Origin of the sequence: Salinicola sp. MH3R3-1 (genome assembly GCF_001937155.1) — a bacterium.
GTDB lineage: Bacteria > Pseudomonadota > Gammaproteobacteria > Pseudomonadales > Halomonadaceae > Salinicola > Salinicola halophyticus.
In genome coordinates this window covers 43,088-68,698 of record NZ_MSDP01000005.1, presented here as the reverse complement: position 1 = coordinate 68,698, position 25,611 = coordinate 43,088, and the positions used below count along the sequence as shown (strand labels likewise).

Below are 25,611 nucleotides of genomic sequence, written 5' to 3'. Positions count from 1 at the left end.
GTGGGCAGATCTCCTAGTGCGCTTTCAGCTGATCGCGAAAACGCAGGTGAAGGACCAGCCCCAGCGAAATCGACGCAAGCGCCCAGAGCCACAGGTAAGTCATATCGATGCCGCCGATCGTGTGGTAGCCGGCGAAGAAGTTCAGCCGCATGCTCTCCAGGCCGTGCACGATCGGGTTCAGCAATAGATATTCCCGATACTGATGGGGCACGTAGAGCACCGGCAGAATGACCCCGGAGAGCAACAGCAACGGCAGGTTGAGAATGCGCGCGATCTTGCCGATTTCCGGCACCAGATCGCCCAGCACTGACAGCGTCAGCCCGAATCCCCAGCCCAGCGCCCATAGAGACATCCAGTCCATCATCGCGCCGACCGGGTAGTCCGGCATCAGCTCGAACTTGAGCAGGCTGCCGATGGTGATGAACAGAATGAAGATCAGCGACTTGAGCATGCCTTCGAGGAAGCAGCGGACCAGCACCGGATCGATCGGCTTGACCTGGCGATAGGCGAATAGCCCGCGATTGGCCTCGACCGCGCCGATCGAACGCATCATGTTCTCGCGAAACAACATGAAGCCCATCAGCCCGACCACCATCCAGGCGACGTAGTCGGCGCCGGCGATATGCCGGCCGGACATGAACAGCCCGCGTACCGATACCATCACGCCGATGATCGCCAGCGGCTCGAAGATCATCCAGAACCAGCCCATGCGGTCGGCCATGGTCCGAGAAATCGCCTCACGCATGAACATGGCGAACCAGACGCTTCGGGCGACTCGCCAAGGCGACCGCGAAGGCCCCCCTGGAGGTCCTGCGAAACCCGGCCCGGGAAACCCCGGCGGGAAGCCCGGTGGTAAAAGCCCCGATCGTGAAGAATCTATAGCCATGACGGAGTCCCCCCGAAGGTGCCGCGGAAACTCTGTCCCGCAGCAAGGGCGCGGCAGGACCGCGGATCGAGCGCGCTCATAGATCCAGCGCTATTTTGGTGGCCACGGCGACCTGATAGAGGATCTGGGTAATGCTGGTGGCCAGTTCGATGTTGCTGGTCGGCGCCGCGGGCAGAACGATGATTTCGTCGCCGGCACGCATGCGGGTCTGATCGGCCTTGATGACGGCACCATTGCGGTGAACGACCAGCACCTGCCCCTCGTCGGCGCGGGGCGTGAATCCGCCAGCCTGCTGGATGTAGTCCTCGGCGCTCATGCCCGCCGTATAGACCATCGCCTGAGGAATGATGACTTCGCCGCTCAGCAGCACAGAGTCCGAACTCTCGGGGATCGTGATGACGTCGCCATCCTGCAGCCGAATATTGGCGACATTGCCGTCGCGAGCGACGACCAGACGGCCGGTCGGTTTGACCTGAGAGGCCTTCTGCACGAATCGCTGGATCAGTTCGGCCTGACGAACCTGGATCTCCCCTTCCTTGGCAGTACGCGCCGGATAGCCGAGATAGGTGGTTTCGAGGCGCCGCAGACTGTCCTTCAGCGATTGCGCCTGCTGCTCCGCCACGCTGATGCGGCGGATGGAAACATCCTGGTAGCTGGTCATGCCCTGCGGCACGCTGACCGCGTCGAGGAATTCACCCAGCTTGGCGTCGCGGGGCAACGCGTATCGCGACGGCCCGTAGTAACTTCCTTCCACCTGAACCACGATGGTCTCGTCACGCTGATCGGCGCTGAACATCACTTCATCGCCACGACGAACTTCGGCACTTCGAAAGTCGGCCAGTGGCAGATAACGGGAGATCGGCCCCGAGGAACGACTGCCACGCAGCAGCACGTGCGAGACGCCGGATTTCAAGCGAGCCAGATTGATCACGTCCTGCCCGGTCAGCGCATCGCCAAGCAGTTCGTAGCGATAGCTTTTCTGTACAGCGCCGACGACGCTGATGGCAGGACCGCGCTCCTCGACGACGATGGTGTCGCCGTCGCGAAACTGGGGCCGAGCGATATCGCCGTTGATCAGAAAGTCATAGAGATCGACGGAATCGACGACCTGGCTTCCCCGCTTGATCACGACCTGACGATAGCTGCCCAGGGCCTGATCGATACCGCCCGCCTGATCGAGGAAGTAGAGCACCGAATCATTGGGCGTTCCGGAGTAGCGCCCGGGATTCAAGACGTAACCCGTGACGAAGACCCCCACCGGCTGCACGCCCTGAAGGTTGGTGTAGACGCTGACGTTTTCCGGGTAGACCGACTTGATCGCTCCGCGCACCTTGGCATTGAGCTGGGCGTTGGATATTCCCTGAACCTGCAACGGCCCGATTCGTGGCAGGAAGATGTTGCCCTGAGCATCCACGGCCAGCACGCGATCGATCTCGACCCCGCCCCAGACCCGAATCGTGATCTGGTCGCCGGGCTTGATCAGATAGTCGGCATTGAGGCCATCGGCCATCATGCCGCGGAAGCCGCCGCTGAAAAGATTCTCGCCGAACGGGGGCAGATTCTCGGGGTCGACTACGGCTTGCGACCTCGGATCGACTGATCCATTCGGATCGACGGGGCCATAGGTTCCGCTGTTCCAATCCGCTCTCGGCGAGGCCTCGGCACCCTGGGCATCGTCGGACTGCGAGGTCAACGCCTGGGCCTCCTGGTCGCCGCCAAGCAACGAGCTACTGCTCAGCCCGATCGCCTGCGCGTGAGCAAAGTTGGCGCTCAAGCACGCTACCGCCACCAGGCACACGGCCCGGAAAATCATTGCTGCCCGCTTCATGATGTTTCCCTTTCTCACGTTTTCAGGCCATCGAACGTCGGATTTCGGTAACTGAGATCCGCTTGAATGCCTTTAATGGCACTCAGTGATTCGTTGGCAGATAGGTCGTTCCGGCATCGGGAACGACGGCTTTCGACGGCTTCGTCGAGGACATATCCGACTGCGCGTCGGCATCTATCCTCAGCGAATGATTTCCGTCACCAATCGCTGCGCATACCATCCCTTTTCCGGCACCAGGCAGGTCACTTCGCCTACCGGCAGACCGGCCGGTGCCGTGTTGCGTGTCACGTCGAGGAGCAGGCAGCGCCGACCGCTTGCCGAGAAATAGCGCTCCCGGGCGTGTATCGAAACGTTCGCGCCCCAAGGGGTACTGGCCAGCGTGGTTACGCTGCCGGGGGCGGCACTATCGAGAAAACTCGACAGCGGTCCGCTTACCGGCGTTGCGCCATCCATGGGCATCGCCGCCATCGAGTCACCGTGTTGCTGTGACGTGGCACACCCCGAAACGGCGGCGAGTGCCAACGTCAAAGCCATCCACCGGGTTACGGACTTCCTGCTGATGACCTGCTCTTTTTCCTGTCTCATCGCGACCACCCTTCCCCTCGATTTCTCGCGCGTTATCGCCGAGAACCTAGCCTGATATGTGTCTGTAGCGCCCAACGTCGTTGCCGCCTTTTCCACGTAAACTTCTCTTTCTGACGTGAACTTCTCTTCCTGACGTGAACTTCTCTTTCTGAAATGTCGAATTCCGGATATTGATGACCGCTAGATAATTCTGTGGCGACGCAGCGCCACGATGAGACGTCTGACGGTTTCCTCGAGATCACAGGCGGAGGTATCGATTTCGATTTCCGGTGACTCGGGAGCTTCGTAAGGTGAGCTGATACCGGTGAACTGCTGAATCTCGCCGCGGCGGGCCTTCCGATAGAGCCCTTTGGGATCCCGGCGCTCGCAAACCGAAAGCGGGGTGTTGACGAAGACCTCGATGAACTCGCCGGCTTCGACCATGCGGCGAACCTCGAGACGATCTTCACGAAACGGAGAGATGAACGAGACCAGCGTGAGCATCCCCGAGTCGACCATCAGCTTGGCCACCTCGCCGATGCGCCGAATGTTCTCCTGACGATCCGCATTGCTGAAACCGAGGTCACGGCAAAGACCGTGGCGAACGTTGTCGCCGTCCAGCAGGTAGGTGTTGTGGCCCATGCCGAAGAGCTGCCGCTCCAGCGCATCCGCAACGGTGGATTTGCCTGCGCCGGAGAGCCCGGTGAACCAGATGATGCTCGGCTTCTGACGATTGCGCTCTGCGCGCCGGTGCTTGGTGACGGCCATGTCGTGCCAGACCACATGGCCCGAATTCAGTACGTCGGCCACCATGCCGGCACCCACGGTCAGGTTGCTCAGCTTGTCGATAAAGATGAAGTTTCCGGTCTCGGGCGAGTGCTGATAGCGATCCAGCACCAGCGGCTCGGCAACCTCGATCTGACAGCGGGCGATGGCGTTGAGCGGCAACGTCTCGGTCGCGTGGTGCTCGAGGGTGTTGACGTCGACCTGATAGAGAAAACGAACGACGCGTCCCGGCACGACGCGGGCGCCGGCCTTGAATTCGTACTCGTGACCCACTGCCAGTGGCGTCTCGTGCATCCACACCACGTCGGCGACGAAAGCGGTACAGGGCTCGATGTCGCTGTTGGCCGCGACCAGAACGTCCCCGCGCGAGACATCGATCTCATCTTGCAGCGTGAGCGTGACCGACTGCCCCGCATACGCCACGTCCAGATCGCCGTCATTGGTGACGATTCGAGCGACGCTAGAGCGCTTGCCGGAAGGCTCGACTCGAATGTCGGCACCCACCTCGACGGCACCGGCGGCCACCGTCCCGCAGTAGCCGCGGAAGTTGGGATTGGGCCGGTTGACGTACTGCACCGGAAAGCGCAGCTCGTGCAGGCTGCGCGCCGACAACACCTCGATCTGCTCGAGCTGGGCCAGTAACGGCGGCTCGTCGAACCAGCTCATATGCGGGCTCGAGTTGACCACGTTGTCGCCATCCAGTGCCGATATCGGCAGATAGCGAACGTCGGAAACGCCCAGCTGACTGACGAAGCCGCGGTAGTCAGCAACGATCTCCTGGAATCGTGCCTGGGAGTAGCCGACCAGATCCATCTTGTTGATCGCGATCACGAAATGCCGGATACCGAGCAGGTCGCAGATGAAGCTGTGTCGGCGCGTCTGCACCTGCACCCCGAAGCGGGCATCGATCAGAATGACGGCCAGATCGGCGGTAGACGCCCCGGTTGCCATGTTGCGGGTGTACTGCTCATGGCCAGGCGTATCGGCGATGATGAACTTGCGCTTGTCGGTGGAAAAAAACCGATAGGCGACATCGATGGTGATGCCCTGCTCTCTTTCTGCCTGCAGTCCATCGACCAGCAAAGCGAGGTCCAGCTCGCCGCCGAGGTGGCCTCGCGACTTCGAATCACGGGTCAGGGCCGCCAGCTGATCATCGAAGATCATCCTGGAGTCATGCAGCAGCCGCCCGATCAGAGTGGACTTGCCGTCATCGACGCTGCCGCAGGTCATGAAGCGCAGCAGATCCTTGCCCTCGTGAGTCTCACTCTCCGGATGCGCGGCGAGATGCCCTTCGAGGTTGGGGGTGAACCGTGCGGAATGAGGGATCATCAGAAATACCCCTCACGCTTTTTCTTCTCCATCGACCCGGCGCCGTCGTGATCGATGGCACGCCCGGAGCGCTCGCTGGTCCGGGTGAGCAGCATTTCCTGAATGATCGAGGGCAAGGTGGTTGCCCGTGATTCGATCGCGCCGGTCAACGGATAACAGCCCAGCGTGCGAAAGCGTACCCAGCGCTCCTCAGGCACTTCCCCGGCCGCGAGCGGCAATCGACCATCGTCGACCATGAGCAACATGCCGCCACGAACCACGGTGGGACGCGGCGCGGCGTAGTAGAGCGGAACGATCGAGATCGACTCGAGACGGATGTACTGCCAGATATCCAGCTCGGTCCAGTTGGAGAGCGGAAACACCCGGATCGATTCGCCCTGGCTTACCTTGCCGTTGTAGAGATTCCACAGTTCCGGACGCTGCTGCTTGGGATCCCAGCGATGGTTTCTATCCCGGAACGAATAGACTCTCTCCTTGGCCCGAGAAGCCTCTTCGTCGCGGCGGGCACCACCGAAAGCGGCGTCGAAGCCGTACTGGTTCAACGCCTGCTTGAGTGCCTGGGTCTTCATCACGTCGGTGTATTTGGCACTGCCGTGATCGAACGGATTGATCCCCGCGGCGCGTCCTTCCTCGTTGACATGCTCGATCAGTTCCATTCCGACCTGAGCCGCCGTCCGATCTCGGAACTCGATCATCTCGCGGAACTTCCAGGTGGTGTTGACATGCAGAAGCGGGAACGGCGGCGTTCCCGGATAGAACGCCTTACGCGCCAGATGCAGCATCACCGAAGAGTCCTTGCCGATCGAATAGAGCATTACCGGGTTGCGGAACTCCGCAACCACCTCCCGGATAATCTGGATCGACTCCGCCTCGAGTTGCCGAAGGTGCATGTGAGCCCTGTGTGTGAGTTCGCGCATAACGTTCCCGTGCAGCCGATCGAGAGTAACGAAACCCGAGTCCTTGGCCCTGAAACGGACCAGACATCAACGATCGTTGCCTTGATTTGTTGTTTCGAGACTCCTTTTCGGTCAAACGATACCCTCGAGTCAAATATTAAAATCGCCGAAAGTAAGCCCATGTAAATGTCAAAATTCATTTTTGTGGCGCATTGAATAAAACATTACACGGGAAGGAATCATGCTAAAAAACGGCGAGCTAATACTTTAGATATGGCATTGTTTTTAAATGATTTTCAAGACATTATCCCTATCGATAAAATGCTGACACGGTCTCATTAGCGACGTTCAATAAAACCATCAAAGGGAAATGTTAAGCGTATAAAAGCGCCCCTACTCCTGTTTTTAGAGACAAAGTCGAGGAAATAAATACATCGCACGTACCGGGAAAAGTGTGAATTTGTTAATACCGTAAACATCGATTTTTCTATGAGAAAAGTTTGCTTACATTTGCCGCATTCACTACTCACCTAACAATTGCGAATGTGATCACGACATGTCTGCTCTTATCATTTCGCTACAGCGCAAAAGCGCTCGCCCACCCTGGTATGCGGTACACTGCGCATTCGATTGCCTAAAGCGGCAGACTTGAGTAGCTTTGGCACCTTTTCACATTCACGGCGCGTCGGGCCTTCGCCCCAGGAATAGCGATGCCGCAATTCTCTTCGACGACGGACCGCATTGGCTTTTCGTGACCCATGCATAACGATTCGACAGTTCTGCGACCGTCCTCCCCGCGTGTGGCCGGCTACCTCTCCAAGGGCCTGGCCCGCTGGCACATCATCCGCTGCCTGCTACCGGAATATTCGCGTCAGGTTCGCCTCAAGCCGGGCAGCCGCCAGCCCGTGGATGCCATTCTCGGTTGGGGACTGAAGCCCACATCGACCCGGGCAAGACGCATGGCGGCCCGCCGCGGCTTGCCCTATGTCGCGATCGAGGATGGCTTTCTGCGCTCGCTGGGGCTGGGCGTCCATTACTCCCAGCCCCACAGCCTGGTCGTGGACTACAGCGGTATCTATTACGATGCGACCCGGCCGTCCGATCTGGAAACACTGCTGGCCGAGGCCGTCTTCGAGACCGAGGAACTGGCACGCGCCAGCCAGGCCATGCAGCGTCTGCGCCGGTGTCGTCTGTCGAAGTACAACCATGCGCCGGATCGGCCCCTGCCGACCTCTGATCGGCCGCGGGTTTTGGTCATCGACCAGACCCGCGACGACGCCTCGATTACCCATGGCATGGCCGATGCCAGCTCGTTCAAGCGCATGCTGGAGAGCGCGATCGCCGATCATCCGGACGCCGAAATCCTGATCAAGACCCACCCCGACGTCATCGCCGGGCGTAAGCAGGGCTATCTGACTCAGGCCTCGACACACCCTCGCTGCCGATTGATCGGCGACGACATCAACCCGTGGGCGCTGATCGACGCTGTCGACGCGGTCTACGTGGTCACCAGTCAGCTGGGATTCGAAGCCTTGATGGCGGAAAAGCCGGTGCACTGTTTCGGCATGCCGTTCTATGCCGGCTGGGGACTGACCTTCGATGAGCTCCACTGCGAACGCCGCCAGCGACAACGCTCGCTGCCGGAACTCTTCGCCGCGGCCTACCTGCGCTACTGCCGCTATGCCAACCCCTACACCGGGCTGCCATCGACGCTCGAGGCCACCATCGACCTGATCGCCGATCAGAAGCGCCAGCGTGATCGCCTCGCCGGACGCTGGCTGGCAGTCGGCTTTTCCAGCTGGAAGCGGGCTTTCATTACCGATTTTCTCGGTCCGGCGTCGAGCGTGCGCTTCCTTCAGAGCGACCGGCCGCAGCCCCATGAATTCGAGGGTCGCGACAGTCTGGTGGTGTGGGGCCAGAAGGCCACCGACGAGCTCAAGGCGCTATGCCGTCAGCACGGACTCAAACTATGGCGAATGGAGGATGGGTTCGTGCGCTCGGTCGGGCTCGGGGTCGACCTGACCCGGCCGCTGTCGCTGGCATTCGATTCACGCGGGCTCTATTACGACGCCAATCATGAAAGCGAACTCGAACGGCTGCTGACGGAGACGGAGTTCGAGCCGGCGCTACTGGCGCGCGCCGAGCGCCTGCGCCGACGCCTGACCGAGCTCAAGCTGTCGAAATACAACGTGCGCGGCAAGACGCTACCCACGCTGCCCGAAGGCGTAGCGGGTTCGCGACCCATCGTGCTGGTCCCGGGCCAGGTCGAAAGCGACGCCTCGATCGCGCATGGCTCCCCCGAAATCAAGACCAACCAGGCGCTGCTCGAAGCCGTCAGGCACAACCGACCCGACGCGTTCATCATCTACAAGCCCCACCCGGATGTGGTCTCCGGCGCGCGGGTCGGCCTGCTCGACAAGCGTGCCAGCGAACTCTATGACCTCGAGCTGGTTCACTACGACATCATCGATCTGATCGAGTTGGCCGACGAGATCCATACCATGTGTTCGCTGACGGGCTTCGAAGGCTTGATGCGCGAGGTGGATGTGCATACCTACGGCCTCCCCTTCTATGCCGGTTGGGGTCTGACGCAGGATCGGCTATCCTCCCCGCGTCGCCAACGACAGCTGACACTGGATGCCCTGATCGCCGGCGCGCTGCTGATCTATCCGACCTATGTCGATCCTCTGAGCGGCGAATTCTGCAATGCCGACACCGCCGTCGAGCTGATGCAACAGCAACGCGATCAGCGCTCGGGCCTGCCCTTTCGTGTGCGTCTGTATCGTCTGTACCGCAACCTGTTCTCCCAAAGGCAATGAATTGAGTGCTTCGACTTTGAGCAGCGCGCACAAACGCTTTCTGTTGCTGCAAGGTGTCTGCTCGCCGTTTTTCGACCGGCTGGGCGAACAGCTGTTGGCCGCGGGACACGAAGTGATCAAGATCAATTTCACCGTCGGCGACAGCGCTTTCTGGCGTCAGGGCAATACCTACGCCTACCGCGGTCAGGCCAAGGACATACCCGAATATCTTTCGCAGATATGGGATCGCCACGAGATCACCGATCAGGTCGTCTTCGGAGACCGCCGCCCGGTGCATCGACGCGCCATTCTGGCCGCGCGGCGCCGGGGTATCCGCAATCACGTCTTCGAGGAAGGTTATTTCCGGCCTTACTGGGTGACGCTGGAGCGCGAAGGCGTCAACGCCCATTCGCTGCTGCCGCGGGATCCGGACTGGTACCGCGAAGCCGGCAGGCGGCTGCCCAGCGCCGGGCGACCCATGGCGTTTCCCAACCAGTTCCACACCCGGGCGCGCCACGATGTGATCTATCATCTGGCGGGGATCGCCAATCCGTTTCTCCACCCGCATTACCGCAACCACGCTTTGGTCACCGCGCCGGTGGAATACGCCGGCTTTCTGCTGCGCAAGATGCGCATGCCGTACCTGAAACGGCGCGACAACGAGCGCGTGAAAGCGCTATTGGACGCCAAACGGCCGTTTTACCTGCTGCCCCTGCAGCTGAAGAGCGATGCCCAGATTCGCTACCATTCCGATTACAAGAACATGCAGGAAGTGATCGGCAAGGTGGCCGCATCGTTCGCCTACCACGCCCCGCGCGATGCCTTCCTGGTAATCAAGAACCATCCCCTCGACATGGGGCTGGCCCAGTACGCGAGCCTGATCGAGGTACTGACGCACGAATACGATCTGGGCGACCGCCTCGTCTATCTCGAAGGCGGCAATCTCGAGGCACTGCTCAAGCACGCCAGCGGACTGGTGACGGTCAACAGCACCGCCGGCAACGTCTCGCTCGGTTTCGACTGCCCGACCCACACGCTGGCCTCGCCGGTCTATGACATGGCCGGCCTGACCCATCAGGGCACGCTGGACGAATTCTGGCACAATGTCCCCAAACCGGACGCGGAACTGTTCCGGGCCTACCGCCGGACCGTTGCCCAGACGGTTCAGATCAACGGCGGGTTTTACTGCCGTCCGGGAATCGACCTGGCGGCGAAAAACGCCCTTCAGGCGTTACAGCGGGAACGCTCCCCCTTACAACAACTCATGGATGAGATCGCGTCATGACCCGAGTCGTCATTACCGGTGCCACCGGCGCCATCGGTCAGGCACTGGCCGCCGTCTACGCGAAGCCGGGTAACCAACTGATCCTGCATGGCCGCCAGCTCGACGTGCTCGAGACCCTGGCGGCCACGTGTCGTCACGCCGGTGCCGAGGTCGAGCTGGATCAGGTCGCACTGGAAGACGACGATGTCCTGTTCGCCTGGCTGGAAGCGCTATGCACGCCGACGGTGCCGGATATCGTGATCGTCAATGCCGGCATGAACATCAATATCGGAGAAGATGCCAGCGGCGAAGACTGGGACGACGCCAGCCGCCTGCTCGAAATCAATCTGCGTGTGCCGATGGCAATGGGCAACCACCTCGGCAAACGCATGCGCGCCGCCGGTCACGGCCAGCTGGTGCTGATGAGCTCGCTGGCCGCCTATCACGGCTTGCCGGTGACGCCGAGCTACAGCGCCAGCAAGGCCGGCGTCAAGGCCTACGGCGAAGCGCTGCGCGGCTGGCTGGCGCCGCACGGTGTGGGCGTCAGCGTGGTGATGCCGGGCTACGTCAGCTCGAAGATGTGCGATGAGATGCCCGGCCCCAAGCCGTTTCTTTGGCAGCCCGAGCGCGCCGCCCGGTTCATCGCCCAGGGCATCGAAAGGAATCGCGCCAGGATCAGCTTCCCCTTTCCGCTCAATTTCGGCTGCTGGTGGCTGGCCGTATTACCGGCGGCGATCTCGCAGCGACTGCTGACGCTGTTCGGTTATGACCACGACCATGACCACGACCACGGCGACGGAGCGCATCGATGATTCACGGATTCTGGAACGGGTTCTGGGCGGCGATTGCCACGCTGGTGGTGACCAGCCTGTGCGAAATGATATTGAAACCGCGCCCGCAGCCGCTGTGGCAACGCCCGCCAGCCGCGATTGCCGTGCACCTGGCAACGGCCGCCCTGCACTTTACATTCTGGCTTCTGATCGTCCAGCGGCCGTGGTTTGCGCTGGTCATCGCCGCGTCATTGCAGATGGTGGTGATCCAGGTCAACAACACCAAGTCGACATCGCTGCGCGAGCCCTTCCTGTGCCAGGATTTCGAATACTTCATCGACGCCATTCGTCATCCACGGCTCTATATCCCGTTTTTTGGTGTCGGCTTGACGATTGGCGCCAGCCTGGCCGGCGCCATCGCCATCGGCATCGGTTTCTGGCTCGAGCCATCGCTCTTCGGTCATGCCGATGCGCCCTGGTCGCTGGCGGGAACGCTGGCGCTGACCGCGGCTGCCGTCGCCGTGCTGAGCTGGCAACTGCCCCGGCTGCCCGAATGCACGCTGGAACCCAACGATGATCTCGTGCGACTCGGCCTCTATCCCTATCTCTGGGCCTATGGACGAATGACCCGCTTGCCCATCGACCGCGACGATAACGACAGCGCCTTCGCCGCCCCCTGGGATCTGGAATCCGAACCCGTCGATCCCGCTACGCTGCCCAACGTCGTGCTGGTTCAAAGCGAATCCTTCTTCGATCCCCGCGACTGGCACCCGGACATTCGGCGCGAACTGCTGGGTGAATACGATGCGCTGATGGCCGAATCTCTGCAGTCGGGGCGTTTCGACGTGCCCGCCTGGGGCGCCAATACCGTGCGCACCGAATGCGCGGTCCTGACCGGATTCACCCCGTCACGGCTCGGCGTGCATCGTTTCAATCCTTACCACCAGCTCTCGAAGCTGCCGGTCAACAATCTCGCCGGCGCCCTCAAACGTCTGGGCTATCGCACGGTTTGTATCCATCCGTATCCCGTCAGTTTCTACCTGCGCGATCGGGTCTACCCTAATCTCGGGTTCGACACCTTCATCGATATCGCCGATTTCGATCTCAGCGAGCGCGACGGTCAGTACACCGGCGATCTGGCGCTGGCAGAGCGGGTTCAGAAACAGCTGGCAACGGCGGACGAAAAACCGCTGTTCATCTTCGTGATCAGCATGGAGAATCACGGCCCGCTCCATCTCGAAACGCCGGACCCGGCCATTGCCGAGCGATGGGTCGAAGGTGGCGTTACTCCCGGTTGCGAAGAGCTAACGGTTTATCTGAGGCATCTACGCAATACCGATAGTATGCTGGAACGACTCAGGGACTCTCTGCAACAGAACAGCGAGCTGCAGGATAACAACGAGCTTCATAAAAGCAGCCGGCACGGCATTCTGGGTTTCTACGGCGACCATGTGCCGATCATGCCGAAAGTCTACGCACAGCATGGCGAGCCGGATGGTTTCACGAACTATTTCATCTGGCAGACAGCGCCCCGTTCGGGGGATAACGTGCGGATGACGCTCCCAGCCGATAAGCTGGGAACCACAATCTACGACAGAATTATCGACCACGCAGGCAAGCTTGGTGCGAATTGAGAAAGGCGTAGCCCGCGCGCTACGAAGCAAGGAGTCCCAATGACCAAACGCGTTGCCATCATCGGCGCGGCTCACCGTTTTCCGAGCGCCCCGACATCCCAACGTTTCTGGCAAGCGCTCAAGACCGGCGAAGACCTCGTCACCACGGTCGCCGAAGACCGCTGGGGCCTGGAAGCCTATCGTCACCCGGACAAGCAACATCCGGGCACCAGCTATACTTTTGCCGCCGGCAGCCTCGGCGACATTTCCGGTTTCGATGCCGGCTTTTTCGGTATTTCGCCGCGTGAAGCCGCCCAGATGGATCCGCAGCAGCGCATCCTGCTGGAAATGACCTGGGAAGCGATGGAAGACGCCGGCATCCCGCCGCAGGCGCTGCGCGGCAGCCAGTGCGGCGTGTTCCTGGGCATTGCCAGTCTCGACTATTCGTATCGCATGGCCGACGACATGTCGGCGATCGACACCTCGACGGCGACCGGCAATACCTCGAGCATCGCCTCGAACCGGATTTCCTACCTGTTCGACCTGCACGGTCCGAGCATGTCGATGGATACCGCCTGCTCCTCGTCGCTGGTCGCCTTTCACCAGGCTTGCCAGTCGATCCGCAGCGGCGAAACGACAATGGCGCTAGCCGGCGGCATCAGCCTGCACCTGCACCCGTTCGGCTTCATCATCTTCGCCAAGGCCAGCATGCTCTCGCCCACCGGGCGCTGTCAGGTCTTCGACGAAGCCGGTGACGGCTACGTGCGTTCCGAAGGCGGCGGGATCTTCCTGCTCAAGGATTACGACACGGCCGTCGCCGATGGCGATCGCATACTGGCCGTGGTCGCCGGTAGCGGCGTCAACACCGACGGCTACAAGAAGGGATTGACGGTTCCCAACCCCGACGCCCAGGTCGAGCTGATGAACCAGACCCTGGAGCGCGCCGGGCTGACGCCGGACGATATCGACTATCTGGAAGCCCACGGCACCGGCACCGCGGTCGGTGATCCGCTGGAAACCCGCGCCATTGGCGCGGCGATCGGCCAGAAGCGCAAGACGCCGCTGCCGATCGGTTCGGTGAAGAGCAACCTCGGTCACCTGGAAACCGCCTCCGGCGTTGCCGGCCTGGCCAAGGCGCTGTACGCCCTGCGCGAGCGCGAAGTCCCGGCCACCATCGGCATTCGCAAGGTCAATCCGAGGATCGACCTCGAAGGCTGGAATCTCGACATCGTCGACAAGCCGCGCAAGCTGAAGGCCGAAGGCCAGCTGACCATCGGCATCAACTCGTTCGGTTTCGGCGGCGCCAATGCGCACGTCATCCTGCAGTCTGCGCTCGAAACGCCGGCATCCGAGGCCGTCGATACACCCGTGCGTCGACTGCCGCTGTGCCTGAGCGCGCGCAGTCCGGAAGCCCTGCGCGAGTTCGCGGCACGCCTCAGCGACAACCTGACCGCGGGCGGCGTGTCCCTCTACGACACCGCCTACAGCCTGGCTTTCCGTCGCGAGAGCCATCCCCACGCCGCAGTGCTGTTGAGCGACAACGCCGCCGATGCGATTACCCGGCTGGACGCCCTGGCTGCCGCCGAGAGCGTGCCCGGTTCCGCCGTCGGCGAGCGGGTCGATATCGGCTACGGCCCGGTATTCGTCTATGACGGCAACGGCTGCCAGTGGGAAGCGATGGGCCGCACGCTGCTGAGTGAATCGGCGGTGTTCGCCGCCGCCGTCGACGAAGTCGACGCGCTGTTCGCCAGATATGCCGACTTCTCGCTGCGTGCCGAGCTGGACGGTTCCAATCAACAGAATTCGACCGACGATGACGAGCGGCTGGCTCGCACCGAGATCGCCCAACCGGCATTGTTCGCGCTTCAGGTCGGCGTGACCCGTGTGCTCGAAGCCGAAGGCGTGCATCCCGCCGCCGTGACCGGCCACAGCGTGGGTGAAGTTGCGGCGGCTTGGGCCTGTGGCGCGCTGACACTCGCCGAAGCGGTCAGCGTCATCTATCACCGCAGCGCGTGTCAGGGGCGTACACGTGGCAGTGGCGAAATGACCGCCGTCGGCCTCGGTGCCGAAGCGATGCAGGCATGGCTGAAAGACCCCGCGCATGCCGAGGTCGTGATCGCCGGCGTCAATGGCCCCAAGGGCGTGACTCTGGCCGGGCCCACGAAAGCGCTGGAGCGTCTGGAATCGGCGCTTTCCGGTGAGCGTATCTTCGCCAAGCGCCTGGCGCTGGATTACGCCTTCCACAGCCCCGCCATGGATTCGATCCGCCAGGACGTCATCGACGCGCTGGCGCATCTTTCGCCCCGTGACGCCCGCATTCCGTTCCTTTCTACCGTGGACGGCAAGGCGCTGGCGGGCAGCGAACTGGGTGCGGAATACTGGTGGCTCAATATCCGCGAGCCGGTCCAGTTCGCGCCGGCGATCGATTCATTGATCGCGTCCGGTGCCCGCGCCTTCGTCGAGATCGGCGCCCAGCCGATCCTGCGGCGTTACCTGACCGATGCCCTCACCGCGCAATCCGTTACCGGCAAGGTCATCGCCACGCTAAGCCGCGACAACGACGGCGCCAGCGCCATGGAGTCCAGCCTGGCCAGTTTGCTGGTCAGCGGCGCCGTTTCTCCCGGGGCGTGGTTCCCGGTCACCGGGCGCTTCGTCGACCTGCCGCACTACCCATGGCAGCGCGAGCGTTACTGGGTCAAGACGACTGGCGACTCTCAGGGCCTGATGGCGCGGCACTACGAACATCCGTTGCTGGGCTATCGGCTACCGCGTCAAGGCATGGCGTGGGAAAGCCAGCTCGATACTCGCCGCCTCCCGTGGCTTGCCGATCACCGCGTCGGTGACGCCACGGTGTTTCCGGGGGCCGGCTTCGCCGAACTCGCCCTCGCCGCGGCAGCGGCCGCCAAGGCGTCACCGCTGCTGGATATCGAAGCGCTGGAAATCCTCAGCCCGCTGCTGCTGGATGCCACCCATGGCAAGAAGATGCAGGTGGAAATTCAGGACGCCGACGGCACCCTTACCATGAAGACCCGCGAGCCGGCGAGCGACGACGCCTGGACGCTCAACGCCCGCGCCCGCATTGCCGCGCAGACCCGTGGCCTGCTGCTGACACGTCGCGGCACGCCGTTGCCGAGCCGGCCGGCGGATGTCACGCGAGAGCAGCATCTGGCAATGGCCGCCCATGTCGGGCTGGAATACGGCCCCGGTTTCCAGGCGATCAGCGAAGTCTGGATCGAACGAGATCGTGCCATGGCTCGCATCGATCTCCCTTCGGCGATAGCCGAGGATCAGCGCGACTGCCTGCTAGCGCCGGGTATCCTCGACAGCGCCTTTCAGCTTTTCATCCCGCTGCTGGCCGATGAACTCGCCAAAGCCGGCGGCCTGGCTTTCGTGCCGGTGCGTCTGGAACGCCTGCAGCTCCAGGTCGATGCCGCGCCGCCGGCGTCGATGGAAGTCCGCCTCACCAGCCGCGCCCCGCACTCGTTGTGCGCCGACGTGGCGCTGTTCGACGCCGCCGGCAATGCCGTGGCGGTGGTCGAAGGCGCGCGTTTCAAGGCCGCCCGACTGCGTCACGCCGTTCAGCATCGCTTGAGCTACCTCGATCATCGCCTGGTGCCGGCACCGCGCGAAGCCGCCGTGCTGCCGCTGGACGAGGCCACCGCCGAGCTGGCGCTGGCGCAACTGGTCGACAACTATCGTCGCGTGACCGAAAGCCGCTATGGCGATGAAGTCGAACCGCTACTGGAAACGCTGGTTTCCGCATTTCTCGACGAGGCGCTGCGGGGCTACGCCGATAGCGACGGGCAACTGCTCGCCGGGCGTTTCGATGCCGGAGCGACCGAAACCCGCCAGCGCCGTCATGCGCTGATCGAGCTGGCGCTGGCCACCGGTATCGTGTCGGAAACGCCGGCCGGCTGGCAGCTGCAGGAAAGCCCGGATATCGACGCGGCGACGGTCTGGAATCTGCTGATCCGGGACTACCCGGACTACGTCGCGCTGACCCACAGCATCGGCCGCTTCGGCCTCCATCTGACGGACTGGCTCGAAGAGCGTCTCGAAGATCATCTTGATAGCTGGGCCACGCTGGCGCTGGACGCGCCGCGCCTGACCCGACTGGTGCAAACCGCCGTCGGCGAGCGCGGCTGGCACGCGCTGGCCGAGACCTGGCTGGCGCAATACGCCATGTCGCTCGAGCTGCTGCCGCCCCATCAGCGTCTGATTATGCTCGAAGCCTCGGCGCTGCGTCCGCAGCTCGGCGAACGACTGATGAGCGGTCTTCCAGGCGATCGTGCCCAGTATCGTTTCGTCGCGCTGCGAGACAGCGCGCTGAGCGATGCGGAGTCTCTGGCCGAACACGATCCGCGCGTCGACCTGCTGACGCCCGGTGCCGCCGCGCCAGAGATCGGCGCCAACGTCGCGCTGGTGACGCTGGATGGCACCCAGGGCGAGATCGACACCATGCTGCAGTGGCTACCGTCACAGCTGGCCGAAGACGCCCAGATCGCGATTCTGGCGCTGGGGGACACCGACTGGCAGTCGTTCCTGTCGCTGCCGATGGAACCCCAGTCGCGTCCGGCAGATCTCGAAAGCGTCGTCCAGCAGCTGAACGTGCTCGGCTATCGTCAGGTCGAGCGGCATACGCTGGAAAACGAACAGGGCGGCCTGCAGCTGCTGACCGCCCAGGCGCCGCTGGCGACTGACGAAACACGGTCCGACACTGGCGCTGCCGGGCATGCCGATGCCCAGCCCTCCGAACAGTGGCTGGTGATCAGCGACGATGCCTCGGCGTGGCTCGCCGCCTCACTGGTGACACGTTTCGGCTCGCTGGACGAACCGGTACTGCACCTTGCCGGTAGTGAACTGGCCCCCGGGGATCTGTTGCCGTTGGCGCTGGAGAGCATCAGCCCGAGCCAGATCGTCGACCTACGGGGGCTGGCAACCGCAGCGGAAGATCGCTGCGTGCTGGCAGCCCAGTGGCTGCAGACGCTGGAATCGGCAGGAAGTGAAGCCGCGCTGTGGTGGATCACCCTGGGTGTTGGGGCGCATTTCTCTACACTGCCCGGGGCCGCAGTCGATTCGCTTACCCTGCCCGAGCTCTCCAAGCAGTCCGACGCCACTGCGGATGCTGCGCTCTCTACACTGCCCGAAGATGCAGCACTTTCCATGCTCCCCGAAGATGCAGCGCTATGGGGCTTCGGTCGTTCGCTACAGAACGAGGCGGGCAATCGTCAGGTACGGCTGTTGGATCTGCCCTTTTCGAGCCGGGATTCACTTCCCCACGAGGTGCTGGATGCGCTGCTGTTCGAGCTCAGCGTACCCGACGCCGAAACAGAGATCGTGCTGGATACCGACGGTCAGCGCTGGGTACCCAGGCTGGGTCTGGCGGCGGCGCCCGGCACGCCGGTCGGCACCGAAGAACCCGCCAGCGACCGCGCCGTCAGCCTCGGCTTCGAACTGCCGGGCCAGCTGCGCCATCTGCGCTGGCAGCCGCATGATCTACCCGCCCCGCAGCCCGGGCAGGTCGAGATCGCGGTCAAGGCCACCGGGCTCAACTTCCGCGACGTAATGTACGCGCTCGGTCTGCTCTCCGACGAAGCGATCGAGAACGGCTTCGCCGGGCCCACCCTGGGTCTGGAGTTCGCCGGTGAAGTGATCAGCGTCGGCGACCCGAACGGCTCGCTGCGCCCCGGCGATGCGGTGGTCGGCTTCGGCCCGGCCAGCTTCAGCGACCGGCTGATCGCCGACGTCAACGCCGTCGCGCCGATCCCCGCCGAGATCGGCTACGCCGCCGCAGCGACGATCCCGACGACCTTCTTCACCGTCTATTACTCGCTCAAGCATCTGGCCCGCGTGCAGCCCGGCGAACGGCTGCTGATTCATGGCGCCGCCGGCGGTGTCGGTCTGGCCGCGATTCAAGTCGGCCGCTGGCTGGGCGCCGAGATCTACGCCACCGTCGGCTCGCCGGAAAAACAGGACTTCCTGCGCCTGCTGGGCGTCGAGCGCATCTACGACTCGCGCAGCCTGACGTTCGCCGAAGAGATTCTTCACGATAACGCCATTGAACGACAGGCCCTGAAGAACGGCGGCAACGGCCGAGGTACCGGCGTTGATGGCGTGGACGTCGTGCTGAACTCACTGGCAGGCGAAGCGATCAACCAGAACCTGCGGGTGCTCAAGCCGTTCGGTCGTTTCATCGAGCTCGGCAAGCGTGACTTCTACGAGAACACCAAGGTCGGCCTGCGCCCGTTCCGCAACAACCTGAGCTACTTCGGCGTCGACTCCGACCAGCTGATGAGCGAGCTGCCCGAGCTGACCGGTGAGCTGTTCGCCGAGATGATGGCGCTGTTCGCCGACGGCACCCTGTCGCCGCTGCCGTACATCGCCTTTGGCAGCGACCGGGTAGTCGAGGCATTCCGCTACATGCAGCAGGCCCGCCAGATCGGTAAGGTCGTCGTCACCTACGAACGCCCGCCGCAGATGGCCGCTGCCGCGCCTAAAGACATTCCGCTGACGCTGGACGCTGCGGGCACCTACGTGGTGACCGGCGGCCTCGGCGGATTCGGGCTGGCGACTGCCGAATGGCTGGCCGCCAAGGGCGCACGTCAACTGCTGCTGCTGAGCCGCCGTGGTGCGACCACCGAGGAAGCCGAAAGCGGCGTAGCGCGGCTCGAAGCGCTCGGCGTCACGGTCGCGGCCCGCGCCTGCGACGTGACCGATGCCCAGGCGCTCGAGCATGTGCTGGAAGAAGCGCGTCAGTCCCTTGGGCCGATTCGTGGCATCGTGCATGCGGCGACCGTCATCGACGACGGCCTGATCCGCAATCTCGACGAATCGCGCATTCGTCACGCCATGGCACCCAAGCTCGAAGGCGCGCGTCATCTGGATACGCTGACGGCAAGCGATGCGCTCGAATTCTTCGTCGTCTACTCCTCCGCCACTACCCTGTTCGGCAATCCTGGCCAGGCGAGCTACGTGGCCGCCAACCACTGGCTGGAAGCGTTCACCGCCAATCGTCGCGCCCGAGGCCGACCGGCAACGGTGGTCCGCTGGGGCGCGATCGAGGACGTCGGCTTCCTGGCCCGCAATACCCAGACCCGCGACAGCCTGCAAGAGCGTCTTGGCGGTCAGGCGCTGACCTCCGCCGACGCGCTGGGCGTTCTCGAGCGTATGCTGGTGGCCGACGTGGCCTCTCTCGGTGTTCTCGAGCTCGACTGGCACGCCCTGGCGCGCTTCCTGCCCACGGCGGAAGCACCGCGCTATCGCGAGATCGCCCGCACGGCCAAGGACGATGGCAGTCAGGAAGGCGACGACGACCTGCAGCAGCTGCTGGCCAGTCTGGCGCCGGAAGCGCTCTACGCCACCCTGATCGATGTGCTCAGCAAGGAACTCGCCAAGATTCTGCTGATCGACGAGGAGAAGATCGATATCCACAAATCCGTCTATGACATGGGCTTCGACTCGCTGATGGGGGTCGAACTCGTCACCGCACTGGAAGCCCGCCTGGGCATCCAGGTTCCGGTGATGGTGCTCAGTGAAGCCGGTACGCTGGCCAAGCTGTGCGATTACCTGATGGGCAAGCTGCGCGGCGATGATACGGAATCCGACAGCGACGAGGATGCGCTCAGCGGTCTGGCCGCTCAGCACGGCGTCGAAGTGCTTCAGAACGGCAATGGATCACAGGAAGACGGCGGGGCAAAATCGTGAGCCAGTCCCGCGACGCGCTGAAACAGCGCCTGCTGCAGGAGGCGCGCCAGCGCCGCCAGCAGCGCCCCGAAGGCGACACCGCCCCCAAATCGGCGACCGCTGGCGTTGACGAGCGCTTCACTCGCTTCGATCGGCATCCGGGCTATCAGCAGCTCAAGATGATGCGCGAAGGCGGCCAGCGGCTCGGCATTCCCGACCCGTTCTTCAAGGTCCACGAAAGTACCGCCGGTGCGACCACGGTGATCGGCGGACGCGAATGCATCAATTTCGCCAGCTACAACTATCTCGGCCTGGCCCACCACCCGGCGGTGATCCAGGCCGGCATCGATGCCCTGCAGCGCTACGGCAGTTCGGTATCCGCTAGCAGGCCGGTGTCCGGTGAGCGCCCGATCCACCACGAGCTGGAACAGGCCATCGCCGAGACCTACGAGGTCGAGGCGTCGGTGGTCTTCGTTAGCGGCCACGCCACCAACGTGTCGACGCTGGGTTACCTGCTCGGTCCCAAGGACCTGTTGCTTCACGACGAATACATCCACAACAGCACCGTGGTCGGCGCGCAGCTATCCGGCGCCCGCCGCATGAGCTTCGCGCACAACGACCCGGCCGCGCTCGAGAACCTGCTGGCGCGCCATCGCCGCCAGTTCGAGCGCGTGCTGGTGGTGATCGAGGGGCTCTACAGCATGGACGGCGACGCCCCTGACCTGAAGCGCTTCGTTGAGATCAAGCAGCGCCACCAGGCGTGGCTGATGGTGGATGAAGCCCACTCCTTTGCCGTGATGGGCGATCAGGGCCTGGGACTCCGGGAATACTGCGGCGTGCCATCGACGGACGTCGATATCTGGATGGGTACGCTCTCGAAGACACTTTCCGGCTGCGGCGGCTACATTGCCGGCTGCCGGGAACTCGTGGAAATGCTGCGCTACTTCGCCCCGGGCTTCCTCTACAGCGTGGGCATGCCCGCCCAGGTCGCCGGACCGTCGCTCGCCGCCCTGCAGGTCATGAAGGATGAACCCGAGCGCCTGAGGCGGCTGCACGATATCTCGCGCTACTTCCTGCAGCAGGCCAAGGTCAAAGGGTTCGACATCGGCGAGAGTATTGGTGTCGCGGTGGTGCCGGTGATCGTCGGTAGCTCCGTGCTCGCCGCCGGGCTGTCGGACGCCCTGCTCAAGCACGACATCAACGTCCAGCCGATCCTTCACCCCGCCGTACCCGAGAAAAGCGCGCGCCTGCGCTTCTTCCTCAACTGCGACCACACTCGCGAGCAGATCGACCAGACGCTCGACGTGCTGGAGACTGAGTGGAAAGCGCGAACTGGCTGACGCCAAGCTACCGGCAGAGCGAGAACGAAAACGGCCTTGTCATCCGAATGGATGACAAGGCCGTTTTGTTGCTGAAGTCGCGCCTGAAAACTCGACGCGCCAGCTACCGCTTGTCCTGCAATCGTTCTGCTTGATATCCGCTCATTTAAGACCTCCCTACCAGCGCTGCAAACCAGGAACGCCGTCTCCTCGTTTCACCGACGGGTAACATCTCGGCCTCGCGCTCGGCCTGAATAGGCTCTGGACGAATCGACTCGGAAAGCGTCGGCTTTGATTGCGTCAAATCTAGCTGAACTGGCTCTGGCTGAATCGATCCGGGATGATCCGGCGCGGCCTGGACTGACGGGGGCGGGAGTTGCCCTTCGAAGGCGAGAGGCTGAATCACCGCCGGTGCGGGACCCGGCGCTTCGTCGTTAGCTGCGATAGCATGGCGGGTGCCTCTCAGGAAGGCGACGGCGCGGTCGCGATCCGGCGTTTCCAGCAGCTCCTTGATCATCGATACGGCGAGTTTCGCCCTGTTGAGAATCGCGCGCCGATCCTCGCGGATGATACTGTCGATATCGTTCGCTTCCAGGAAGCTACGACGGGCCAGATCGTAATCCTGAAATGGATGTTCGGGCCAGAAGAAACGGTGGCGCACGGTCACGTTCCGGTGCGATCGGTAACCCGGTCGATTCAGCTTCAACTGCTTTCTCTGGGAGGGTCTGCCACGCAGCATCATCGCCATGTATTCGTCTTCTGAACGATACATTCGATGAATGACATAGGCACTCATGGGGCGAATGGCGGCGCGATTTGCCAGCTCAGGCTGCTTTTCGTCGAAAACCATCGGCTCGCCATCCGCGCCAACCGGTACCACCGATTTTCCAAAAATCGGATGATGAACCCGCACGTGCTTTATCTCGACACCGTCGAGCGGAATCAGCGTCTTCAAATGCGAAGACAACTCGTAGCCTGCGCCTCGTTGAAGGGGCGTAAACGGCGCGTGCTGTCCCAGTTCACAGTGCCACAGGTGGCAGATAGGCGCCGGCTTCTGATCACGAGACGTTCGAGCCACAAAGCGATCAACGGGCGTGGCGAAGTCGTCGGGCGTCCAGAATTCATCGATATCCAGAAACAGCAGCCAATCCATACCCTGCTGCCGGGACCGGTCGAGCTCCCTGGCGTAGGCAATGGTCTGCAATTTGCTACTGACGGCGGGATCGCAGAGATCGACCCAATCGATGAACTCGAACGTCACCTGAGGATGTGACTGATTGATTTTTTCAAGTACCGCGGCCGAAGCATCCGAAGTTCGATTGATATAGATATGGATAAAATCGAACCCGAAATGGAGGTGATGGAAGACCCATTCCGCCAGATATGGGCCTTCATCCTTGGCAACGGCGCAGACTTTGAAAAGCGGTTTCATGAATGGATCCCTCAAGCGCCACGGCGCTTGGCTGTTATTAAAACGATGCCGAATATCAACGATTAACATGAGCCGGAATCGGGGGGCCGAAACAGCTTTAGATTCGGGAAAAGCGCAAAGCAGCATCGCGGAACATCAAATAACCAGCAAGATGGTTTCTCTAGCACTTATTCTCCGGCTCAAAATAAGCTCGTTGATTAATCGTCTTGTAATATTTTTCGCGCCTGAATCAGCTCGACTGTTTCCCGACCTGCGCTTGCCCCAACACCTGGCCCGGAAACAAAAAAGCCACCCGAAGGTGGCTTTGTTTTAAAACGAATGAAATTTGTGCGAAATCTAAATCCGTCTTTGCTCGATCACGTGCCAGGAGGACTGCCCCCCCTTGGCGGCAGCCCTGGCGTCTTCCTGACGACGCATACGCTGAAGCACGCGATACTGCAGGCGATTGAAATAACCGAACCCTAGTCCCGGCAACGGCAGGAACGGATTGGTCCGGCTCATGCCCCAAAGCGCCAGTCTCGAGCTTCCTGGCTCGGCATTGCCTCTGGCGTGAACACCGAAGGTGTTGGCGATCAACAGAGTATTGGCTTTGACCCGGAACGGCTGCGGCCCGGAAACCCCCAGCCGTTCGGCTTCCTCCTGGCTCACCCGGAATGAGCCGCGCGCCGTATAACGGTCCGCGTGTTCCTTGGCCCGCAGGCTCATCTGGTATTCCCACTTCAACCGCTCACGATGCGGGTGATTGGAGCCAGGCACGAAAACGAACGGACCATTCTCGTCCGTGACATCTTCGAGATAGAGCCAGAACTTCATCGTCGGCTGAAAGGTGTCGACGTGCAGATTCTTCTGCGGATCGCGCTCCGTCACACTATCCCGGCTGCCGTTGTGCACGTTCTCGATGTGGCAGATCGGTAGCCGCGCATGTCCGGCACAGTAGCGGAACAGCCGCTTCAATTTGGAATCTTCCAGTACTGCCTTGACCGTCGGTAGTTGATCGACCACTTCTGGCGCCAGCAGAATCCGATGCGTGTTGGTATCGCCCTGGCAGCACTCGCGAATTTCGCCCTCGAAAGCGCCAATTTCCTGGATCAGAGCCTGAAACTGCTGCTCGGGCAGATAGTTTTCCTTGAGCACGTAGCCGTATTGCCGGAAATGCGCGCGATCGGCTTTGGGTACGCCAGGTGCGAACCACGCCATACGAAGGCGGGAAAGCCAATACGCCGACCATACCCGACCGGCGTGCAGACCGTAGCGGTTCAACCGCTCACTACCGATGATGGGGTTGGCCTTGAACGATTTTGCCCCGGTGAAAAGTTCACCGAGCCAGAGCGGATATCGAGTCCAGAATTTCATGCCATGTAGCCTCTCACTGTTGAAGCCAGGATCGCCAAGCTACCCTTTGGTCCGTTGCCACCAGAATTCCTGCGCCTGCACCGCATTGCCGATATCGGCGGCCGTCTTGCCTGCGGCTTTCGCCATACGCTCGGTATCGCTCGGGTAGTCCAACAGGCGCTCCAGCGCCGACTGCCAGGCCAGCGGGTCATCTTCGACCAGCAGGCCATCTTGCCCATCAGTCACGACGTCGGAGTATGGGGAACGGGCACTGTAGATACCTACCCCACCCATGACCGCGATATCCAACACCTTGATCCAGGACTTGCCCCGATTGAAAGCCGAGGGCCACAAAGGCGCGAGGCCGATATGCAATCGCCGCCCTCGCTGATAGTCGAGGAACTCGCGCCATTTCAGCGCCGTCGGGCACTCGACTCGCTCCAACGCCTTGAGCGAATCGGGCGTATTGTCGCCCAGCATGATCTCGAAATCGCTCTGTGGATAGTGTTCATGGACGGCCTGGATCGCGGATGTGATCGCCTCCAGATCGCCGATATGCGCACGCGTGCCATGAAACCCGATATCGCGGCGAATGCGCCTGTGATGGTCGTGGTCCGGCAACTCGGAAATCAACGACGGCGTCAGCACCGATACGCGGGAATGGTGGTGTCGCGTCACGGTTGCCAACGCCTCGCTACAGACGACCACCTCGTCCGCCAGCGCAAAGAGCCTGGGCTGAATATTACAGACCAGATCGCGCATGCGTAGGCGGTACTCTTCGGGTACGGAAAGATCCCGAGCCGCGGCTAGCAGATCGTCATCGAGCAGATAATAGATCTCGCCAAACCACTCGCGATGCCGCTCCAGCCAGCCCAGCCACGGCTCCTTGAGCGAGCGCGTGACCAGCACGTTCGCACGGTGCCAGGCATATCCTTGCCAGGGCCAGTAGCGCCACGGCGAGATTTCACGAGTATCGACGTAGGCGCTTCGATATCCACGAGACGACAACCACTTCGCAACATCGCTGAAGTAGATGTCTTCCGTCGGATGCGCGCCATCGCTCAACACCAACCACCGACACGGTAAATACGGCTTCAAACCAGGCCCTCGC

The 25,611-nt window shown here is 62.2% G+C and carries 14 protein-coding genes; 6 read left to right on the top strand and 8 right to left on the bottom strand.

The annotated features are described in order from the left end of the window. Nucleotides 1-13: 13 nt before the first annotated feature. The 5 genes from BTW08_RS03795 to cysD all read right to left on the bottom strand — a co-directional run bounded on the left by BTW08_RS03795 (nucleotide 14) and on the right by cysD (nucleotide 6,310). Complete coding sequence (locus BTW08_RS03795) at nucleotides 14-751, bottom strand: ABC transporter permease (protein ID WP_075561200.1); 738 nt, start codon at nucleotides 749-751, stop codon at nucleotides 14-16. 211 nt (nucleotides 752-962) lie between these two features. Next, nucleotides 963-2,714, bottom strand: a complete 1,752-nt coding sequence (locus BTW08_RS03790; protein WP_245392154.1) for a polysaccharide biosynthesis/export family protein — start codon at nucleotides 2,712-2,714, stop codon at nucleotides 963-965. Between the two features lie 180 nt (nucleotides 2,715-2,894). Next, entirely contained in the window at nucleotides 2,895-3,299 is a 405-nt protein-coding gene (locus BTW08_RS03785) for a DVU3141 family protein (protein WP_139313567.1), read from the bottom strand. 180 nt (nucleotides 3,300-3,479) lie between these two features. Further along, complete coding sequence (gene cysN, locus BTW08_RS03780; protein ID WP_075561197.1) at nucleotides 3,480-5,393, bottom strand: sulfate adenylyltransferase subunit CysN; 1,914 nt, start codon at nucleotides 5,391-5,393, stop codon at nucleotides 3,480-3,482. Then, nucleotides 5,393-6,310, bottom strand: coding sequence for a sulfate adenylyltransferase subunit CysD (cysD, locus tag BTW08_RS03775; protein WP_083627667.1), 918 nt, complete (start codon nucleotides 6,308-6,310; stop codon nucleotides 5,393-5,395). Before cysD ends, cysN begins: the two co-directional genes overlap by 1 nt. A 737-nt stretch (nucleotides 6,311-7,047) precedes the next feature. Here cysD and BTW08_RS03770 point away from each other — a divergent pair. Genes BTW08_RS03770 through BTW08_RS03745 form a run of 6 tightly spaced genes read left to right on the top strand, consistent with a single transcriptional unit; the run spans nucleotide 7,048 to nucleotide 21,757 of the window. Then, complete coding sequence (locus BTW08_RS03770; RefSeq protein ID WP_075561195.1) at nucleotides 7,048-9,108, top strand: capsular polysaccharide biosynthesis protein; 2,061 nt, start codon at nucleotides 7,048-7,050, stop codon at nucleotides 9,106-9,108. A gap of 1 nt (nucleotide 9,109) precedes the next feature. Next, on the top strand, nucleotides 9,110-10,372 hold the full coding sequence (locus tag BTW08_RS03765) for a capsular biosynthesis protein (RefSeq protein WP_246837633.1): 1,263 nt from the start codon (nucleotides 9,110-9,112) through the stop codon (nucleotides 10,370-10,372). Further along, complete coding sequence (locus tag BTW08_RS03760; protein WP_075561193.1) at nucleotides 10,369-11,163, top strand: SDR family NAD(P)-dependent oxidoreductase; 795 nt, start codon at nucleotides 10,369-10,371, stop codon at nucleotides 11,161-11,163. The genes BTW08_RS03765 and BTW08_RS03760 overlap by 4 nt, the downstream gene beginning before the upstream one ends. Continuing rightward, the gene (locus tag BTW08_RS03755; RefSeq protein WP_075561192.1) at nucleotides 11,160-12,755 is read left to right on the top strand and encodes an LTA synthase family protein; all 1,596 of its coding nucleotides are present in this window, start codon (nucleotides 11,160-11,162) and stop codon (nucleotides 12,753-12,755) included. The genes BTW08_RS03760 and BTW08_RS03755 overlap by 4 nt, the downstream gene beginning before the upstream one ends. Nucleotides 12,756-12,794: 39 nt before the next feature. Continuing rightward, nucleotides 12,795-20,438, top strand: coding sequence for a type I polyketide synthase (locus BTW08_RS19325; RefSeq protein ID WP_075561191.1), 7,644 nt, complete (start codon nucleotides 12,795-12,797; stop codon nucleotides 20,436-20,438). After that, nucleotides 20,435-21,757, top strand: a complete 1,323-nt coding sequence (locus tag BTW08_RS03745; RefSeq protein WP_075561190.1) for an aminotransferase class I/II-fold pyridoxal phosphate-dependent enzyme — start codon at nucleotides 20,435-20,437, stop codon at nucleotides 21,755-21,757. The genes BTW08_RS19325 and BTW08_RS03745 overlap by 4 nt, the downstream gene beginning before the upstream one ends. A 145-nt stretch (nucleotides 21,758-21,902) precedes the next feature. Here the strand turns inward: BTW08_RS03745 and BTW08_RS03740 are convergent, their stop codons facing one another. From BTW08_RS03740 to BTW08_RS03730, 3 genes are all read right to left on the bottom strand, one after another. Next, on the bottom strand, nucleotides 21,903-23,168 hold the full coding sequence (locus tag BTW08_RS03740) for a glycosyltransferase family 2 protein (RefSeq protein WP_075561189.1): 1,266 nt from the start codon (nucleotides 23,166-23,168) through the stop codon (nucleotides 21,903-21,905). Nucleotides 23,169-23,504: 336 nt separating this feature from the next. Beyond that, nucleotides 23,505-24,521 carry a phytanoyl-CoA dioxygenase family protein gene (locus BTW08_RS03735; RefSeq protein WP_075561188.1) on the bottom strand — a complete coding sequence of 339 codons (1,017 nt, stop codon included), beginning with the start codon at nucleotides 24,519-24,521 and terminating at the stop codon, nucleotides 23,505-23,507. Nucleotides 24,522-24,560: 39 nt separating this feature from the next. Then, complete coding sequence (locus tag BTW08_RS03730) at nucleotides 24,561-25,598, bottom strand: glycosyltransferase family 1 protein (RefSeq protein ID WP_075561187.1); 1,038 nt, start codon at nucleotides 25,596-25,598, stop codon at nucleotides 24,561-24,563. Nucleotides 25,599-25,611 lie beyond the last annotated feature (13 nt).

Excerpts from the sequence above, each read along its gene's own strand:
- BTW08_RS03760 (WP_075561193.1), top strand. The coding sequence starts at position 10,369 with ATGACCCGAGTCGTCATTACCGGTGCCACCGGCGCCATCGGTCAGGCA.
- cysD (WP_083627667.1), bottom strand. The coding sequence starts at position 6,310 with ATGCGCGAACTCACACACAGGGCTCACATGCACCTTCGGCAACTCGAG.
- BTW08_RS03790 (WP_245392154.1), bottom strand. The coding sequence starts at position 2,714 with ATGAAGCGGGCAGCAATGATTTTCCGGGCCGTGTGCCTGGTGGCGGTA.
- BTW08_RS03755 (WP_075561192.1), top strand. The coding sequence starts at position 11,160 with ATGATTCACGGATTCTGGAACGGGTTCTGGGCGGCGATTGCCACGCTG.
- cysN (WP_075561197.1), bottom strand. The coding sequence starts at position 5,393 with ATGATCCCTCATTCCGCACGGTTCACCCCCAACCTCGAAGGGCATCTC.
- BTW08_RS03770 (WP_075561195.1), top strand. The coding sequence starts at position 7,048 with ATGCATAACGATTCGACAGTTCTGCGACCGTCCTCCCCGCGTGTGGCC.
- BTW08_RS19325 (WP_075561191.1), top strand. The coding sequence starts at position 12,795 with ATGACCAAACGCGTTGCCATCATCGGCGCGGCTCACCGTTTTCCGAGC.
- BTW08_RS03795 (WP_075561200.1), bottom strand. The coding sequence starts at position 751 with ATGTTCATGCGTGAGGCGATTTCTCGGACCATGGCCGACCGCATGGGC.
- BTW08_RS03740 (WP_075561189.1), bottom strand. The coding sequence starts at position 23,168 with ATGAAACCGCTTTTCAAAGTCTGCGCCGTTGCCAAGGATGAAGGCCCA.
- BTW08_RS03785 (WP_139313567.1), bottom strand. The coding sequence starts at position 3,299 with ATGAGACAGGAAAAAGAGCAGGTCATCAGCAGGAAGTCCGTAACCCGG.
- BTW08_RS03735 (WP_075561188.1), bottom strand. The coding sequence starts at position 24,521 with ATGAAATTCTGGACTCGATATCCGCTCTGGCTCGGTGAACTTTTCACC.